General features: G+C 38.5%; 15 protein-coding genes and 1 tRNA gene. 10 read left to right on the forward strand and 6 right to left on the reverse strand.

Annotated elements, in window-relative coordinates; genetic code table 11:
- The first annotated feature begins 42 nt into the window (after window positions 1–42).
- Window positions 43–306 carry a hypothetical protein gene (locus LV716_RS07895; RefSeq protein ID WP_163417201.1) on the forward strand — a complete coding sequence of 88 codons (264 nt, stop codon included), beginning with the start codon at window positions 43–45 and terminating at the stop codon, window positions 304–306.
- Between the two features lie 49 nt (window positions 307–355).
- Here the strand turns inward: LV716_RS07895 and lepA are convergent, their stop codons facing one another.
- Window positions 356–2,152 carry a translation elongation factor 4 gene (gene lepA, locus LV716_RS07900; RefSeq protein WP_163417202.1) on the reverse strand — a complete coding sequence of 599 codons (1,797 nt, stop codon included), beginning with the start codon at window positions 2,150–2,152 and terminating at the stop codon, window positions 356–358.
- A 154-nt stretch (window positions 2,153–2,306) separates the two neighbouring features.
- Between lepA and LV716_RS07905 the strand changes: the two genes are divergently transcribed.
- Both LV716_RS07905 and dusB read left to right on the forward strand, forming a co-directional pair.
- On the forward strand, window positions 2,307–4,727 hold the full coding sequence (locus tag LV716_RS07905; protein WP_163417203.1) for an outer membrane beta-barrel family protein: 2,421 nt from the start codon (window positions 2,307–2,309) through the stop codon (window positions 4,725–4,727).
- Between the two features lie 46 nt (window positions 4,728–4,773).
- Window positions 4,774–5,766, forward strand: coding sequence for a tRNA dihydrouridine synthase DusB (gene dusB, locus LV716_RS07910; RefSeq protein ID WP_163417204.1), 993 nt, complete (start codon window positions 4,774–4,776; stop codon window positions 5,764–5,766).
- On the opposite strand, the gene LV716_RS07915 is transcribed toward dusB, so the two are convergent.
- On the reverse strand, window positions 5,763–6,974 hold the full coding sequence (locus tag LV716_RS07915) for an ABC transporter permease (RefSeq protein ID WP_163417205.1): 1,212 nt from the start codon (window positions 6,972–6,974) through the stop codon (window positions 5,763–5,765). The two genes, dusB and LV716_RS07915, sit on opposite strands and share 4 nt — an antisense overlap.
- A 2-nt stretch (window positions 6,975–6,976) precedes the next feature.
- Window positions 6,977–7,369, reverse strand: coding sequence for a 30S ribosome-binding factor RbfA (gene rbfA / locus LV716_RS07920; protein WP_163417899.1), 393 nt, complete (start codon window positions 7,367–7,369; stop codon window positions 6,977–6,979).
- A 106-nt stretch (window positions 7,370–7,475) separates the two neighbouring features.
- Here rbfA and mce point away from each other — a divergent pair, with 106 nt between their 5' ends.
- On the forward strand, window positions 7,476–7,883 hold the full coding sequence (gene mce / locus LV716_RS07925; protein WP_163417206.1) for a methylmalonyl-CoA epimerase: 408 nt from the start codon (window positions 7,476–7,478) through the stop codon (window positions 7,881–7,883).
- Between the two features lie 59 nt (window positions 7,884–7,942).
- Window positions 7,943–8,019 (forward strand) — tRNA-Ile (locus tag LV716_RS07930).
- 129 nt (window positions 8,020–8,148) lie between these two features.
- Here LV716_RS07930 and LV716_RS07935 read toward each other — a convergent pair.
- A complete protein-coding gene (locus LV716_RS07935; protein WP_163417207.1) occupies window positions 8,149–10,500 on the reverse strand; it encodes a TonB-dependent receptor domain-containing protein in 2,352 nt (783 codons plus the stop codon).
- Between the two features lies 1 nt (window position 10,501).
- Window positions 10,502–11,104 (reverse strand): YceI family protein, encoded by a 603-nt coding sequence (locus LV716_RS07940; protein ID WP_163417208.1) that lies wholly within the window; start codon window positions 11,102–11,104, stop codon window positions 10,502–10,504.
- 227 nt (window positions 11,105–11,331) lie between these two features.
- Between LV716_RS07940 and LV716_RS07945 the strand changes: the two genes are divergently transcribed.
- From LV716_RS07945 to LV716_RS07965, 5 genes are all read left to right on the forward strand, one after another.
- Window positions 11,332–12,381 carry a sensor histidine kinase gene (locus LV716_RS07945; RefSeq protein ID WP_163417209.1) on the forward strand — a complete coding sequence of 350 codons (1,050 nt, stop codon included), beginning with the start codon at window positions 11,332–11,334 and terminating at the stop codon, window positions 12,379–12,381.
- Complete coding sequence (locus LV716_RS07950; RefSeq protein WP_163417210.1) at window positions 12,378–13,085, forward strand: LytTR family DNA-binding domain-containing protein; 708 nt, start codon at window positions 12,378–12,380, stop codon at window positions 13,083–13,085. Before LV716_RS07945 ends, LV716_RS07950 begins: the two co-directional genes overlap by 4 nt.
- A 147-nt stretch (window positions 13,086–13,232) precedes the next feature.
- Window positions 13,233–14,495, forward strand: a complete 1,263-nt coding sequence (locus LV716_RS07955) for a serine hydrolase (protein ID WP_163417211.1) — start codon at window positions 13,233–13,235, stop codon at window positions 14,493–14,495.
- A gap of 286 nt (window positions 14,496–14,781) precedes the next feature.
- Entirely contained in the window at window positions 14,782–16,611 is a 1,830-nt protein-coding gene (locus LV716_RS07960) for a PAS domain-containing sensor histidine kinase (protein ID WP_163417212.1), read from the forward strand.
- A 4-nt stretch (window positions 16,612–16,615) separates the two neighbouring features.
- Window positions 16,616–17,032, forward strand: a complete 417-nt coding sequence (locus LV716_RS07965; RefSeq protein ID WP_163417213.1) for a response regulator — start codon at window positions 16,616–16,618, stop codon at window positions 17,030–17,032.
- A 51-nt stretch (window positions 17,033–17,083) separates the two neighbouring features.
- Here LV716_RS07965 and LV716_RS07970 read toward each other — a convergent pair whose 3' ends face one another.
- A complete protein-coding gene (locus tag LV716_RS07970; protein WP_233759275.1) occupies window positions 17,084–17,794 on the reverse strand; it encodes a sulfite exporter TauE/SafE family protein in 711 nt (236 codons plus the stop codon).
- Window positions 17,795–17,847 lie beyond the last annotated feature (53 nt).

Below are 17,847 nucleotides of genomic sequence, written 5' to 3' on the forward strand. Positions count from 1 at the left end.
AGCCTGCGTTCTTTTTCCATAACAAAAATCAAACCTTATTTTATGAAAAGAACTATCCTACCCCTGGCATTAATGGCTTCAATGATTTTTATGGGCTGTTCAAAAGACGATGATGGCGGTGACAGTAGATCATGTGACGCCTTAGGTCTCATCCCTATTACTATTACTGATAATGGTGATGGAACGGCAAGACTAGAAGTAGATGGTGAATCCTCCAATGTGGATTTGGGAGACAACACCTTTGAAGAGTTTGCCGATGGCCTTTGCAGTGGAGATATAGACTTGGATTTGGACTTCACACAGTAATCAAATCAACAGAAAAGAACAATAAGGGATGTCTTGAAAGAGACGTCTCTTAATCATTTAGCTTCAATACCGCCATAAAAGCTTGTTGAGGGATTTCAACGTTCCCTACCTGACGCATACGCTTTTTCCCTTTTTTCTGCTTTTCCAATAGTTTTCTTTTACGGGAAATGTCACCGCCGTAACACTTTGCGGTAACATCTTTACGCAACGCCTTTATTGTTTCCCTAGAGATTATTTTTGAACCTATTGCTGCTTGTATGGGGATATCAAATTGTTGTCTTGGGATAAGCTCTTTCAATTTTTCGCACATTTTTTTTCCAATGTGCTGGGCGTTATCAAAATGTACCAGTGCCGATAAAGCATCAACGGGCTGCGCATTCAATAGAATATCCACTCGAACCAATTTGGAAGTCCGCATCCCAATAGGCGTATAGTCAAAAGAAGCATATCCTTTGGAAACGGTCTTCAATCTATCATAAAAATCGAAAACAATTTCTGCCAGGGGCATATCAAAAATCAATTCTACCCGTTCTGTTGTCAGATAGGTCTGGTTTGTGATCTGTCCACGCTTTTCAATACAGAGCGACATTACATTGCCCACAAAATCCGATTTAGTGATAATCGTGGCTTTTATGTAAGGTTCCTCAACGCGGTCCACGGTTGAAGGGTCCGGCAAATCCGATGGATTATTTACAATTAACGGAACTTCCCTGTCCTTGGTCGTAAAAGCATGGTAGCTAACGTTGGGAACCGTTGTAATAACGGTCATGTTAAACTCACGCTCCAATCGTTCCTGAATGATTTCCATATGGAGCATTCCCAAAAATCCACACCTAAAACCAAAACCCAATGCGGCACTGCTCTCTGGGGTAAAAACCAAGGAGGCGTCATTAAGTTGTAGCTTTTCCATAGAAGAACGGAGCTCCTCAAAATCTTCTGTATCAACGGGATATATTCCAGCGAAAACCATGGGTTTTACGTCTTCAAAACCCTCAATGGCATTTTGGGTTGGGTTTGCGGCATCGGTAATCGTATCTCCAACTTTTACTTCGCGAGCATCTTTTATTCCTGTTATCAAATAACCAACGTCACCCGAAGAGATGGTGGTTTTAGGAACCTGTGTTAGTTTAAGGGTGCCAATTTCATCGGCAAAATAATCCTTATCGGTAGCAACGAATTTTATCTTCTGGCCTTTCTTAATTTCACCATTGATTACCCTAAAATAGGTTTCAACGCCCCTAAAAGGATTGTAAACAGAATCAAATACCAAAGCCTGTAAAGATTCGTCCAGATTTCCCTGTGGTGCTGGGACACGTTCGATAATTGCCGTTAGAATGGCTTCTATACCAATACCGGTCTTGGCACTTGCCGGGATTACTTCTTCAGGTTTGCAACCTAGTAAATCCACGATATCATCCGTTACTTCTTCTGGATTTGCGCTTGGTAAATCGACTTTATTGAGCACGGGAATGATTTCCAAATCATTCTCCAATGCCAAATAGAGGTTGGATATGGTCTGTGCCTGTATGCTTTGAGCGGCATCAACAACCAAAAGTGCCCCTTCGCATGCAGCGATCGAACGGGATACTTCATAAGAAAAATCAACGTGTCCGGGAGTATCGATCAAGTTGAGTATATAGGTTTCACCTTCATGGGTGTATTCCATTTGGATGGCATGACTTTTAATGGTTATGCCACGTTCCCGCTCCAAGTCCATATTGTCCAAAAGCTGGTCTTGTTTTTCACGTTCCGTTACGGAACCTGTAAAATCCAACAAACGATCGGCCAGGGTACTTTTACCATGATCTATATGTGCAATAATGCAAAAATTTCTAATCTTTTTCATAACAACGATAGCCCAACAAAGAAATGCTTGCTGGCAACTGCAAATATAGGTGTTTTAGCTACCTACAGCATGTGTTTTTATAAATATGAGTGTTCAAATGGTACAATAGCTCTAAAATTATTTTCTTAGATTTGGAGACTAACCCCAACTCTAAATGAAGTTTTTTTCCTACGCCTTCTTATTAGCGCTTTTCGTTTGCAAAAGTAGTATTGGGCAAAGCTTTGAGATTAAAGGGAAAGTTGTTGATGAGCAAAATAAAACCATTTCTTTTGCAAATATCCTACTTTTAAAAGCAGCTGACTCTACGTTTGTTAAAGGAACTTCTGCAGATGATAATGGTCTATTTGTATTTTCTGAAGTGGAACCAGATTTATATTTACTACAAGCAAGTTACGTAGGAAAAGGCTCAAAACCATTAGCGTTGGATGTGATAGGAGACATAGCACTGGGCGCATTAATAATTTCTTTAGAGACGACAGCGTTGGACGAAGTAGTGGTAACTGCAAAGAAACCGACCCTTGAAAGATTACCGGATAGATTGGTCTTTTCGGTCGAGAACACGGTAATTTCACAAGGAAGCTCATGGGATATTCTTAAAAGTACACCAGGGGTTATTGTGAATCAGGAGGAGCTTCAGATACGGGGACAAAGTGCAACGGTTTATATCAACGATAGGAAAGTACAATTGTCCGGTCAGGAAGTGAAAGACTTGTTGGAAGGATTTTCAGGTGCCAACATCAAATCTGTTGAGGTAATCTATAACCCACCAGCCAGGTATGAAGCGGAAGGAGGTTCTATTTTAAATATAACGACCAGCAAAAATATTATACCGGGCTACAAAGGAAGTGTTAATGCAAGCCTTACACAAGCTGTCTTTCCTAAATATAGTTTTGGCACAAGCCATTACTACAAAACGGAAAAGTTAAACCTCTTCGCAAATTATAGTATCAGTCCTAAAAAAGAACTTAGAAAAACCAACAAAGGCATCAACTTTATAGACGATACTGATAATGTTTTTGCCAACTGGGACACAAACTATGAACAAATTAATAAGTCCCAGGCACAAAATGGAACGATAATCTTGGATTATGATTTTGACGAAAACAACAGTTTGAACCTGACTTCGAATCTTGCATTCAATCTAAATCAAGAACAAACATCCCGATTGCGTACAGAAATCAGGGATGGACAAAGCCAGTTGGATTCTACCTTTACAACACAGAATAATACGGGGCTTGATGATACCAATTTGGCCTTTGACCTAACCTATGTCCGTAAATTAAAAAAACCTGGAGCACAATTATCTGTGAACGGACATTACACTTATTACAATGGGCAATCACTACAAAACCTAAACTCAGATTACTTTAATGCCAACGGTAATTTTTTAAGGACTTTCGCATTTGATACAGATGCCCAACAAGACATTCATATTTTCACGGGACAAGCGGATTACTCATCGCCAATAGGAAATGCCTCTATTGAAAGTGGGCTTAGGGTTTCTTCCATTGCTTCGGAGAGTATGGTGGATTTTTTCAATTTTACAGGGGTTGACAATGAAGTAGATGCCTCTCTGTCCGATGACTATGATTACGACGAAAATGTTTATGCCGCTTATTTTAGTCTGGTTAGAAATTGGGAAAAATGGTCCATGAAGTTGGGAGTAAGAGGTGAACTTACCAACGCAAAAGGAACTTCTTTAACATTGGGCGAAACAAATTCACAGAATTTTTTTGAACCCTTCCCATCACTTTATGTACTATATTCCCCATCGGACAAGCATAGTTTTTCCTTTGATTATGGAAGAAAAATAGCAAGACCAAAGTACAACGATTTAAACCCGTTCCGTTATTTTTTCAATGAAAATGATTTTGAAGAGGGAAATCCTTTTTTACGACCAAATTTTTCCAACAACTTCAACATCAACTACACCTTGAACAGTGAATTCTTCTTTGATGTTTACTATCGGGATAACGGAAGCAATATTGCCTATCTGATCTTTCAGGACAACGATGCACAGACTTTGGTAGAGCTAAAACAAAATGTGCTGGCAAGTAAATCGTATGGACTGGACTTTACGGTAAGCAAAGGTATTTTACCTTTTTGGTTCATGTATGCCTACACTTCTGTTTTTCATGAAGAGGAAACTTTTTTAGCGGAAGAAAGCGATAACGTAAGGTTTACTGCATCCGTTGATGGAGTTTACGGCTACTTGGCAAATTACCTAACGCTTTCCAAGGATGGTACTTTAACAGGAGAATTGACCATGACCTACTTGTCACAGTTTCTATTTGGTTCGTATATTTCTGATAGTGAATTGAATTTGACTCTAGGACTACGAAAATCCCTGTTCGATAATAGGGCGGTTATCTCAATCGCAGCTGAAGATTTATTGGAACAATATGTTCCAACCTACACGTCTCGTTACCTTAACCAAGATAACTTTTACAGAAGACGTCCCGAAACCCAATTCATAAGAGTTGGGTTCACCTATAACTTTGGTAATTTCAAATTACAGGACAATAAAAAAGAGATTGAGAAAAAGGAGCGGGAGCGGCTTCAATCGGAAGAATAACGGTATTTAGCGCATTTTGTATTTTTGCATTCCAAAAACATAGGTTTTGCCAAAAATTAGAGACATAGAACTTCCTGATTTTCCGTTACTTCTTGCGCCAATGGAGGACGTAAGTGATCCTCCTTTTAGGGCTTTGTGCAAAGAACAGGGAGCTGACGTGGTCTACACAGAATTTATCTCTTCAGAAGGGCTCATCCGCGATGCGGCCAAAAGCACCATGAAACTGGACATCTATGAAAAAGAACGTCCTGTTGGCATTCAAATCTTCGGTGCTGAATTGGATTCCATGCTTCAAGCTGTGGATATTGTAGAAAAATCCAACCCAGATATTATTGACATTAATTTCGGCTGTCCCGTAAAAAAGGTGGTTTGCAAAAATGCTGGAGCAGGTATTTTACGTGACATACCGTTGATGGTGAAATTAACGGCTGAAATGGTTAAAAGAACCAAACTGCCGGTTACGGTTAAGACCCGATTGGGTTGGGACACGGATTCCATCAAAATTGTTGAGGTTGCTGAACGCTTGCAAGATGTAGGTATTGAAGCTATTTCCATTCATGGTCGAACCCGGGTTCAAATGTATAAGGGTGTCGCAGATTGGAAACCTATTGCACAGGTCAAGAACAATCCCAGAATACATATTCCTGTTTTTGGCAATGGGGATGTTGATACCCCGGAGGCCGCTGTAAAGATGAGAGATGAGTTTGGATTGGACGGTGCTATGATCGGGCGGGCCAGTATAGGTAATCCATGGTTTTTTAATCAAGTAAAACATTTCTTTGAAACAGGTATGCACAAAGAACCGCCTACCATGGAAGAACGTGTGGGTGCTGCCCGAAGGCATCTAAAAATGGCCATTGATTGGAAAGGGGAGAAACTTGGTGTTTTTGAAACCAGAAGACACTACACCAATTATTTTAAAGGAATACCCCACTTTAAGGAATATCGCATGAAGATGGTTACCAGCGACGAATCCGTAGATGTTTTTGCAGCATTTGATGAAGTGCTGGAAAAGTTTGGTGATTTTCAGTTTGCCTAAGCGGCGGTTATCAATCTTTTGGTGACTCGGCTACTTGCAATTTTTGATGAGATAAAGCCCAAAACCACGATAGTGCCCAATACAATAAGTACATTCATGAAATTATACTCAACCGGATAAGCCAAAGAAGGGGTAATCTTTAACCAACTGAACGCAAGTTGGCTACCAATGAGCAGTGAACCGATAAAGACTCCGATAAGACCTCCAACAGAAGTGACCAAAAGGCCTTGGGTAAAATAAATGGTTCGTAACTCTTTAATGGTTGCACCAAGGCTAAACAATGTTTTTGAATTTTGTTGTTTATCCAAAATCATCATAATGATTGCACCAACAACATTGAACAGTGCAATAATCAACACCAAGGTAAAAATAAGATAGGTAGCCAAATTCTCGGTATTGAGCATTCTGTGCAGCGTACCATTTTGTTCTTGTCGGTCAAGCACCAATACCTTATTTCCCAAAACTTTTTTAATGGTCGCTTTTACATCTCTAACAGGTACTTGGCCATCCAACTTAAAATTGATTCCGGAAATCTGGGTGCTATCCTTTTGTAGCAATGATTGTACTAATGGAAGTTGGGCAAACACATATTTTTTATCCAGATTTTCTTCCACCGCATATACCCCGCTTACCACAAGAGGTAGTTCATTATATGGCTTTGGGCTAAAACCTGATTGCGAAATTGAACCTTTTCCCGGTTTTGGAACCAGAACGGTCATTGGAGTTTGATAATTGTCAATAGGTACTCCAAGTAAATTATAAATACCGATACCCATAACACCGTTGTATTCCGTTATGCCCCAATTCCCAAAATATAAAGTGCTATCTACTCCAGTAACAGAACGGTAATGGTTATCGATTCCTTTTATATAGGCAATGCAACTACGTTCCCTAAACGTTAGATAGGCCCGTTCTTCCAGTTCTTTGGAAAATTCGGCTACACCGGAAATGGCACGTAGTTGACGTTCCTCATCTGGCAAAATGGAAAAATGTTTGCCAGATACAGGAGATGCCTTTAAATCGGGATCAAAAGTGTTCGTAAAGGAAAGGCTAAACGTTTTTAATCCTGCAAAAGCCGATAATACAATGAACAATGCTGCTGCGCCAATAACAATGACCAAAAATGTAATAAAATTGATGATATTGACAGCATTTTGACTGCTTTTAGACCGCAAATAGCGCTTAGCGATATAAAAGGGAAAACTCAAAATCAGGATTTCTTTCGTTTGTCCAATAAGTCCCTATTTTCGATAGGGTTTTCCTCTCCTTTGAGTGATTTTTCAATCTTGTCAATATACTCCAAGGAGTCGTCCAGATAAAAATTAAGTTCGGGTACACGGCGTAATTGATTTTTGGTACGCTGCGCCAGCTCATGCTTTATGAGGCTTTGGTTGGATTTCATACCGTCCAACAACGTTCCTGCATTTTTATTTGGAAAAATACTCACATAAACTTTTGCTATGGATAAATCTGTGGTGACGTAGACCTTTGAAACAGAAATCAAGGTTCCCGTTAAACCACCGTCTGTTGCAGCGCGCTGTAAAATATCGGCGATGTCCTTTTGAATGATTCCTGCAATTTTTCGTTGCCTTTGTGTTTCCATTGGTGCAAAAATACGGGATTTAATGACGAACCTCATGATATGTTAAGGGAACAGTACGTAATTTTGAAGAATTAGCTGGATTTGTTCCAATAAAACCACATATAAAATGGAGAAAATAGAGCACATAGGCATAGCTGTTAAGAACATAAAGGAATCCAATACGTTGTTTGAGAAACTTTTTGGAGAACCACATTACAAGATGGAAGAAGTAGCTTCGGAAGGAGTACGCACTTCGTTCTTTAAATCAGGGCCCAATAAAATAGAATTGCTCGAAGCCACAAAGCCTGATAGCCCTATCGCTAAATTCATAGAGAAAAAGGGAGAGGGAATTCACCATATTGCCTTTGCTGTTGATGATATCGAAGTAGAAATAAACAGATTACAGAAAGAAGGTTTTAAGGTTTTAAATGAGACTCCAAAAAAAGGTGCAGATAATAAATTGGTGGCGTTTTTGCATCCAAAAGGCACCAATGGGGTTTTGGTCGAGCTTTGCCAAGAAATAAAAGAAGGGTAAGACCGTTAAAACCTTGCGGTGTAGAAAAATAAATGCTAATATTGCATCCGCAAATTACAGGTCCTATAGCTCAGCTGGTTAGAGCACCTGACTCATAATCAGGGGGTCCATGGTTCGAGCCCATGTGGGACCACCAACAAAATAAAGCTCCGTGGTTTTTGACCTCGGAGCTTTATTGTAAAAAAAGGTATCGACCCTTCTTCTCAAACTATTAATGAAATAGATAATAGTAAGTCCGATAAACAGCTAATTCAAATAAGCAGTTCTATAAAAGCTTATCCGCCTTTTCATTTTTATCGCGCTTTTTCCGTTTCACGCTTTTGTTCTTTCCGCTTCCAAAACGGTAGGCAAGTCCAGCGTAGAGTGCACGGGAATCCCGTAAAAACTCCCCTTCCTGAAAAACGGTTCTAAATGTCTTGAAGGCAAAACGCTGCGACCTAAAAATATCAGTGAAGTTTAAACTAAAGGTTCCTTTGCCTTGGGCGAAACCGTAACGTGCGCCAAGGTTCATGAAGAAGTTTTGTTTTAGCTCATACTGCAGAATCTCTTGTGGTCCACTGTAAAACGTAAACCATTGAAAGGTGAGGGTCTTGGTGGCCTTAAAGGTGTTGTTAAGCTTTACGTTCATGAGGGTATTGTTCACCTGCACGTTTTCTCCTTCAATCACTCCTTTTTGGGTTCTTGAGTACACGTCAAAACTACCGTTAAGGCTCCACCAACTTGTGGGGCGGTAATTTGATGAAAACTCAAACCCATACGCATTATTACTATCAAAGTTATCATAGTCAATAATCAATACTGTTGGGTTATCCTCATCAAAGAACCCTCTTCTATTGATTTCATCATTGATTCTCCTATAAAATCCACCAATGGTAAAACTACCCTTGTTCAGTTTTCTACTGTAGTTGAGTTCCACTGAACTGGTAAACTGTGGCACCAAACTGGGGTTTCCCGTAATAATGATCTGTGGAGTGCTCAACTGCCGAATGGGGTTAATTTGGTTCAATGAAGGACGGTCAATTCTTCGACTAAAACTAAGCTGATAGGAGTTTTTCTGAGCCTCATCAGGCGAGTACTTTAAAAATCCGGAGGGGTAAACATTGAACAATTTGTCCGTAAACGTAAACTGAGGTTGCCCAACTTCATTAAATTCAGTGTCTACGTTATAATCTTCAATTCGCAGACCGATATTGTACTGCCATTTGTTCAACCGCTGGCTAAACGTGGTGTAAAACGAGTGGATGTCCCTATCGTACCTAAAATCGGAATCGGAAAAATCTATTCTATCTGTGACATAGGTATTTTCGGTACGGCGAAGACGTGTTTCCAGCCCAATTTCCAAGGTTGAATTTTCCGAGATGGGATTTACATAATCCAGATTTATAGTGGTATTGGTGCGGGTGTCATCGATAAACTCATCGTAGTTGGCTATTGGTGTTGCGCCATTAAAATCAAAACCATTGTTTGTATCGCTTTGCAAAGTATTGTAGTCCACTTCCAATTCCAACGAGTGGCCCTCTTTGGTAAATTCATGCTTAAAATCGGCATTATAAGTGGCATTGGTGTTGTCCCTGTTCGTTAAATCAAATTGATTGAAATCTGCACTCGGGTCATTAAAAAAGAGAATGTTCCTAGTTGCATCCAAGACCACATCAAATTGGTTTTGATTTGTATATATCGAAAAGGTGTTCTTATCATTGATAAAGTAATCCATACCAAATTTGAAGAGGTGCGATGTGCGGTCCCCAATACTTTCAATAAACTGACCCGTACCTTCTAGAAATCGAATGATTTCACCATCGGTAATGTCTTTGCCCAAGCGATTGCCATAGCTTCCATAAAAATTGATTTTTCCTGCTCTATAATTCAGGTTTAACGCATTGTTGTAGCGTGTTTTTCTACCAAAGGTAATACCTGTGTTTATGGATCCGTTAAAGCCTAAGGAAGCATTCTTTTTTAGCGTAATATTGATGATGCCGCTCATGCCTTCGGGATTGTATTTTGCCGAAGGGTTCGTTATCAGTTCAATGGTTTTGATGGAGGTGGAAGGAATCTGCTGTAAAAGTTCACTAGAACTAATGTTCGTGGGTTTGCCATCCACCAGAATACGAACATTTTCATTGCCCCGAAACGAGATTTGACCATCTTGGTCAATGCTGACCGATGGAATGTTTCCCATAATGTCACTTGCTGAAGCACCTGCCGTAGTAAGGTCTTTGCCCACATTTATGACCTTTCTGTCAATTTTTTGCTCAATGGTCGAACGTTCCGCAATGATTTCAACAGATTCCAGCGCTACGGCATCCTCTTCAATATATAGACTTCCCAAACTTAGTTTCTTGTTGGTCTTGTTTATAGTCACTGGAACTGTTAGAGTTTTATATCCGATAAACTGTACTTCAACAGTATAGGTGCCAAATGCGATATCGCTCACATCGAAAGTGCCGTTATCGCTGGTGATACCAACAGTTGTAATGGCATCTCCAGATTTTATGACCACGTTGGCATAAGGGATGACTTCCTGGGAGGTCTTATCCAAAACGGTTCCAGAGATAATACCCTGACCAAAAGACGAAACGGAAATCAAAAGAACAATAAAAAGGAATAGTTGCTTCATTTTATGATTCCTCTTTGGTCAGTTGTATTTCCGCTACTAGAGATACTTCTTTTCCAAGAGCGAATTTTGCAGGAGGATAGTTCGTGCCTACATTGAATTCTTCTCGTGGAATTATCCCAGTAATGGTCATGAACACATTATCGGTCTTAAAACGAGGATGAACATAACTTCCTTTCTCCGTAGCCTTTAAAACAATAGGTTTGGTAATACCGCTCATGGTAAAATTACCTTTTAACTCATAGGTATCCGTTCCAGTCTTTCTGATTTCAGTACTGGTGAAGGTTATTTCTGGATGTTCCTCCGCACTAAAAAAATCACCAGTTCTTAAATGCTTATCGCGGTCTTCTTGATTCGTATTTATCGAAGCGGTCTGTATGGAAATAGCGACACCTGAAAAGGTATTGTCTTTTTGAGTGAATGACCCTGAATAGGTGTCAAAAGCACCCTTAATAGTTCCTACCTTAAAGTAGGAGATTTCAAAATTGATCGTTGAATGATTTGGGTCTATTTTCCAAGTGGATTCTTGGGCACTTACGGTCGATGTAACGATACAGAAAAGAAGACAAAAAATTAGATTGTTGGTTTTTAAAATACTGTTTTTCATGAGATTATATTTTGTTTCCATGCAAGGTAGAGACAGATTGAACGTCTTATGGATAAGGTGGTTGGAAAGGCTTTGACCGATGATAGAAATGCTGAAAATAAGGATAGAAGGCTTAGTCTTCGGAAATCGAACTTTTGTCAGCGGTAACGTACTATTGGTCTGATATTGTAAGAAACACCCCTTTAGATTTGTACTTTTATGGTAAAGCAGTGATTATGTGGCAAAAAATGCAGCATTTTTTAGAGACATCAAAATTAAAGTATGTTGTATTTGGTATTCTGATTTTTGCATTTTCTGCCTCTACCTCTAGTTGGTACCATGCAACGACTGAGGAACTCGTCATCACCTATAGCATTCGTGCGACGCTGCAAATAGGGATGGCGTTTGTCATACTTGAACTATTGGTGCCTTATATTTTGAACAAGGGCAAACAGGTAGCTTTCATGGGCGCCATTACAATTACATTATTGGGATTTTATGTAGTTTGCACGTTAATCTATATGAACTATTTTGAACCGACCTATCCTGCAACGTATGCAAACTATGTAAAACGTTTTAGTGATGCGTCATTCTTGGGTAGACTGACCAATGTAAACGAGTTTGTTTTTAAAAGCTTGTATCTGCTATACCCAACGGTACTGCTATCGGTCTTAAAGCTGTATGTAGAAAAGCAACGTCTGCTAAAGTTGAACGAGCAAAAGAAAACAGCAGAGCTTGTAGCGTTAAAAAACCAATTAAATCCGCATTTTTTGTTCAATACCCTGAACAACCTGTATGCCCTCACCTTAAAGAAGTCAGACGATGCGCCCAAGGTGATTCAAAAACTCTCAGAAATTCTGGATTATATCCTTTATCGCTGCAATGAATCTTATGTTCCGCTGAACAAAGAAATCGAACTCATAGAAAACTATCTTTCGTTGGAAAAAATACGTTATGCGGATAGAGTCAATATCGTTTTCAGTAAAAATGTAACAGGCAAAGAAAAAGTAGCTCCGCTATTGTTGCTCACTTTTGTTGAAAACGCGTTTAAGCATGGAGTGACCAACGAGATGAAACAGGCACGTATCGATATCAACATTGCGAAAAAGGATGAACAACTGCTTTTTACCGTTGAGAACACAAAACCGATCAATGCTAAACCTTTGGTCCAAAAGGAATCTATAGGGCTAAAGAATATTAAAAAGCAATTGGAACTATTGTATCCAAAAGCATACGACCTTATTATTGAAAATAGTAAAAATTCATTTTCGGCCAACCTAAAGCTAGCAGTGGTATGAGTTACCAATGTGTTATAATTGATGATGAACCTTTGGCAAGGGAGTTACTTGAAGGTTATCTTGAAAAGATGCCCGATTTTGAGTTGGTGGCTTCTTGCGCAAGCGCCATTGATGCCAGTGCGATTTTAAGCAACCATAAAGTAGATTTGTTGTTTTTAGATATTGAAATGCCTTTATTAAAAGGCACGGATTTCTTTAAAAACTTGGCCTACAAACCCCATGTTATTTTCACAACTGCTTACCGTGATTATGCAGTGGACGGTTTTGAACTAAATGCGTTGGACTACCTATTGAAACCCATCTTTTTTGAACGGTTTTTTTCTGCAATCCAAAAGTTCCTAAAACTTCAATATATCGCCAAAACTGATGGGGTATTAACCACTGGATTTGCTCCTAACGAATACCTTTTTGTAAACAAAGCTAAAAAGCAAATTAAAGTGATTTTTGATCGTGTTTTGTATGTAGAGAGTTTTAAAGACTACATTAAAATTCACATGACAGAAGATACCTTGACCATAAAGGAAAGTATTTCAAACTTTGAGAAGCGCTTGGATGATCGGTTTATTCGTTTGCACCGCTCTTATATTGTCAATAGTGAAAAAATTACGGCATACACCAAGAATGATGTTGAGGTTGACCAAAGAGAGATACCCATCGGCAATAATTACAAAGATAATTTACTTCCATTTTTAAGTACCAAGTAGGCTTATATTGTCCTTTTTTCCATAGATTCTTAACCAAGTATGATATTGTTATCCCAAGGGTTTTAGGATTTTGTCTGTTATGTTTCAGTTTGGCCGGTAACCTTAAAGGTAAGTCATGACTTTAGGATTATCCTAAACTTGAATACTATGAAAAGGTTAACTTTTATGCTTCGCGTTTGTCAAAAAAAAGACTTTTTGACAAATGGAAATATAGAGAAAGGTACTATTGTTGTTGCAAGGATTATTTTACTGATTTCAAGAAGTTTGTATCTTTCAAAAACACTAAGCTTCTGTCGTTTTAACTATAACAAAGGCTTATTGATGAAACAGCTACTTATGCCAATACTTTTTTTGGTTTTGCACCTATTTTCTGTTGTATCCTGCGATAAAGGCATATCAAATGCCGATGTTGGCCCAAACAGGTTGGAAAAAAAGGTATTAAAAATAGCAAAGCAGCATAACATACCCTCGATTGCCCTGCAGGTAAAAACAGGTGATGCTGTTCTAAATGTAAATTACACCCACCCAGATGTCAAAGAGCAAAAAATATTTGGAATAGGGAGCACCACAAAGTTTCTTTCCGCAACACTTATACTCAAGCTTATAGAAGAAGGAAAACTTAAGTTGGAGGGTAATGCCCAGGATTATGTAGAGGATTTAGCAGTTGTTGAGAAAGGAGACACCATCAAAATTGAAAATTTACTGAATCATACCAGTGGTCTTTCGGACTATACGATGAGTCCAGAATGGAGAGAAACCGTTGTTGACGGAAATGGCCCAAAAGACTTTAAGACAAAGTTTGGATACATAGATAATGAATTGAAAAATCATGGTATGTATTCCTATAGTAATACCAATTATTTACTGCTTCAGAAGGTGGTTGAAACTGTATTGTCCAAATCCTATGATACCGCTTTTAACGACTTTTTCGAAAGCAATGGCTTAGAAGGTATCCGATTAGATGATGCGGAGTCAGATTTACAAGCTTTTTACGCAGAGAATGATAAGGGCAGTGCAGATGTTTCAGGCTGGAAAGAGAACTATGGATATGATGGCGGAGCATATAGTGAACCTGAAGCGCTTAATATGTTTCTACAAAAACTCTTTGTAGAGAAATTACTTGTCAACGAGAAGACAATTGCGCTTATGGCCAGTTGGATTTCAACGGATAGCATGACCATTCCTATTGGAGAAGGCAACATTTCTGAGTATGGTAATGGTATAATGAAATTGAACTACAACGGGAAGGAATATCTGGGACATGCGGGTGGCACGTTAAAATACCAATCTTTTATGTTTCATGATCCAAAAGACGGGGTTTCTGTTAGTGTAGTTACAAATTGTAGTGGAAAGTATTACAACACTGTTTTCTTTCAAGAGATTATTCCTACGATTCTTGATGCGTTGTGAGAAAGAAATGAGTAACTTTAGTCATACTGATGTTTAACAATCATTGGAACTTTATTACGAGCGACCCCGAAAAATTTAAAAACATTTAAATATGCCAAAATGGAGATAACTATCAGCAAATACAAGGCTTATACAATTATTGTTTTCGCTGCCATGGTAGGGTTTTGGCTTAGTTACCTAGATGGAGCTCTTTAGTGACATTTGCTCGGGAACAATATAATCTGGGGTCAATCTACTTCTTACCAGAGAAAATACACTATAAGGAAAATTCCCACGTTATTGTTTTATGCAGCGTAACCGTGATAAAACAATAAAACCTGATGGACAGAAGTTAAGCATAGCACAACTGCCATTTCCCATAATTTCCCTTGATCAAAATTTAGAGGTAAAAGAATGCTCTTCGGTTTTACGCACTTTATTTGATTTTGATGGAGTAAACCATCAGCCTATTTCACTTCAGGAAATAATAGGGAAATTGCCCAAGTCATTTTTAAAGATTAGAAGTTCAAAAGAATTCAATAGAACTTCCTTAACAGAAAATGTTGAAGTTATTTCTAAAAAAGGAGAGTTAAAATGGTATAAACTGTCATTGCACCCAGACGAGTACCGTTTGTGCTATTACCTTTATTTTGATGATATCACAAAGGAAAAATTAGCGCTGGATATTTCCCTTCAAGCTGAAAAGACCGCAAGAATAGGGAGCTGGGAAGTTGATTTGATCAACCACAAAGTTTTTTGGTCAGAAATGACCCGGGAAATTCATGAAGAATCCAAGGATTATGTTCCCAATCTTGAAACGGGGATTAGTTTTTATAAAGAAGGAAAGCATAGAGATAGAATAGTCAAGGTTGTTTCCGAATCGATAGAAAATGGAACCCCCTATGACGAAGAACTTATTCTGGTTACGGCAAAAGGGAATGAAAAATGGGTGAGAGCGATAGGAAAAACAGAAATGGTCAATGGAAAAGCCTGCAGAATGTTTGGGGTTTTTCAAGATATTGATAAAGCAAAAAGAGAAAGTATTAAGTACCAAGAGTTGGCAGACCGAATGCGCGTGGCCGTAGCGAGTTCCAATATTGGCATCTGGGATTATAATTTGTTGGAAGATAGATTATTGTGGGATGACAATATGTACAAATTGTATGGTATTTCGAAGGAAGACTTTAGTTCGGAATTTTCTGCATGGGAAAATACGGTTCATCCAGAAGATAAAGAACGTGCGCTCCAAGAAGTAGAGGTTTCCGTAAAAGAAGGAAAAGAGTTTAATACACAATTTCGGATCAAGACTCAAGAAGGTACTATAAGGCATATCCATGGCCGGGGTAAGGTTTTTAAGGATAAAGATGGGACTCCAGTTAGGATGGTCGGTGCAAACATGGATGTCACAAGAATCAAAAAAACGGATGATCGTCTTAGGCAATTGCTCAATATTACAGAAAACCAAAACAAAAGTCTCTTAAATTTCGCCCATATAGTATCGCATAATTTACGTTCAAACTCAAGCAACCTTTCCATGCTTACGGGAATGTTATTGGAAAAAACAGACCCGAAAAGCCATGACAAATTTTTAGAGATGATCAAGATATCTTCTGAAAGATTGGACGAAACCCTTGTAGAGCTGAATGAAATCGTAAAAATACAATCGGATGCCGGTAAAGATTTACAATGGGTAAAGGTGAGTCCGGCATTACAAAACGCTTTGGAAAGTATAAATGCGCTGATTGAAGAAGTAGATCCGGAGATTATTATAGAATTTCCTGAAAACCTAGAGATATATGCAGTCAAACCATATTTGACAAGCATTTTTTTAAATCTCTTGACCAATAGTATAAGATACCGAAGACCAGGGCAAAAACTTAAGATCAAGATAAAAGCAAAAGTACTTTCAACCCAGACTGTTATTTCTTTTGAAGATAACGGAAAGGGCATTGATTTGGACAAGCACAAGGATAAACTATTTGGTATGTACAAAACATTTCATGGCAATAAGGATGCAAAAGGAGTAGGATTGTTCATATCAAAAAACCAAATGGATGCCATGAAAGCAATAATTGAAGTAAAAAGCAAAGTAAACGAAGGAACTACATTTAACCTTTGTTTTAGCAATAATGATTGATACTATGGTAGCAAAAAAAGTCTTTTTGATCGATGATGATTATATATTCAGAACAGCCGCTGATATTCTTATAAAAGTCAGTGAAATAACCGATGAGATTATACAATATGAAAACGGCCTTGATGCTTATAATGCATTAGTTGAATTAAAGGATAGAACAGAAGAATTACCAGAACTCATTTTATTGGACATTAATATGCCCGTTATGAACGGTTGGGAATTTTTAGAAGAATTGAAACAAAATCCAACCCTGATCAATGGAAAATCCCACATTTACATACTAACTTCTTCCATAGCACCAGAAGACCTTAATTTATCTAAAAAGTACGAGTTTATAAAAGGGTATATCACCAAGCCGCTTACCAAAGCAGATTTAAAAAAAATGCACAACACCCTAATTAAGGAGTGCACCAAAGTTTAAGGGAAGCCCAAAGTGCGCCCCTAGTAGTTTAAGCACGTAAAATTATATCAACTATTTAAACAATATCGCTACAGCTCCAATAGCGGTAACCAATATGATGAATTTTTTATAGTTTCGTTCGTTGATTCTTTTTACAATAAAAACCCCCAATAAGAGCCCGGTAAAAATTGCCGGAAGTAATTTTACATTGATTAATAAAGTATCTATTGAAATGGTCTTCCAGACAAAAACATGAAAAGGGAGTTTAAATAAGTTGGTGATCAAAAATAGCCAAGCAGCGGTGCCCACAAATTCGTTCTTCGGTAATCGCATGGCCAAAAAGAAAATATTTGTAAATGCCCCAGCCAAATTCCCTATCATAGTGCAAATTCCCGCAAATATGCCAATACTGCCCGCAAAACCCCAATGAGTGGGCACAGATTTTGATTTGCGCCTACCCCAATAAACCAGTACGGCCAAACTGATAAATATTACAGCCACCATTCCTATTTTGAATTGTTTTTCGGGCAAGTCCTTACCTACCAAAACACCTATTAAAATACCCGTAATCATCCACGGTAAAAAACGAAGGATATATTTCCATTGTGTATGTCGGTTGTAATAGATTACCGCAAAGATATCTCCAACCAGTAATAAAGGCATCAAGATACCTGTTGATTCCCTTGCTCCAAAAGCCAATGCCATAAGGGTGACATTAAAAATGGATAAGCCTTTTAAACCAGCTTTGGACGTGCCCATTAAGAATGTAGCTGTGGCGGCCATGGTCCAGGCCATTAAAGAAATCTCGTATGTAGGGGATAATATCAAATAGATGT

It is taken from the genome of Flagellimonas sp. HMM57 (assembly GCF_021390175.1).
GTDB lineage: Bacteria > Bacteroidota > Bacteroidia > Flavobacteriales > Flavobacteriaceae > Flagellimonas.

Coding starts and splice junctions, on each gene's coding strand:
- LV716_RS07965 (WP_163417213.1), top strand. CDS start 16,616: ATGGTAGCAAAAAAAGTCTTTTTGATCGATGATGATTATATATTCAGA.
- rbfA (WP_163417899.1), bottom strand. CDS start 7,369: ATGGAAACACAAAGGCAACGAAAAATTGCAGGAATCATTCAAAAGGAC.
- LV716_RS07970 (WP_233759275.1), bottom strand. CDS start 17,794: ATGGCCGCCACAGCTACATTCTTAATGGGCACGTCCAAAGCTGGTTTA.
- LV716_RS07895 (WP_163417201.1), top strand. CDS start 43: ATGAAAAGAACTATCCTACCCCTGGCATTAATGGCTTCAATGATTTTT.
- LV716_RS07955 (WP_163417211.1), top strand. CDS start 13,233: ATGAAAAGGTTAACTTTTATGCTTCGCGTTTGTCAAAAAAAAGACTTT.
- LV716_RS07940 (WP_163417208.1), bottom strand. CDS start 11,104: ATGAAAAACAGTATTTTAAAAACCAACAATCTAATTTTTTGTCTTCTT.
- lepA (WP_163417202.1), bottom strand. CDS start 2,152: ATGAAAAAGATTAGAAATTTTTGCATTATTGCACATATAGATCATGGT.
- LV716_RS07905 (WP_163417203.1), top strand. CDS start 2,307: ATGAAGTTTTTTTCCTACGCCTTCTTATTAGCGCTTTTCGTTTGCAAA.
- LV716_RS07935 (WP_163417207.1), bottom strand. CDS start 10,500: ATGAAGCAACTATTCCTTTTTATTGTTCTTTTGATTTCCGTTTCGTCT.
- mce (WP_163417206.1), top strand. CDS start 7,476: ATGGAGAAAATAGAGCACATAGGCATAGCTGTTAAGAACATAAAGGAA.
- LV716_RS07945 (WP_163417209.1), top strand. CDS start 11,332: ATGCAGCATTTTTTAGAGACATCAAAATTAAAGTATGTTGTATTTGGT.
- LV716_RS07950 (WP_163417210.1), top strand. CDS start 12,378: ATGAGTTACCAATGTGTTATAATTGATGATGAACCTTTGGCAAGGGAG.
- LV716_RS07960 (WP_163417212.1), top strand. CDS start 14,782: ATGCAGCGTAACCGTGATAAAACAATAAAACCTGATGGACAGAAGTTA.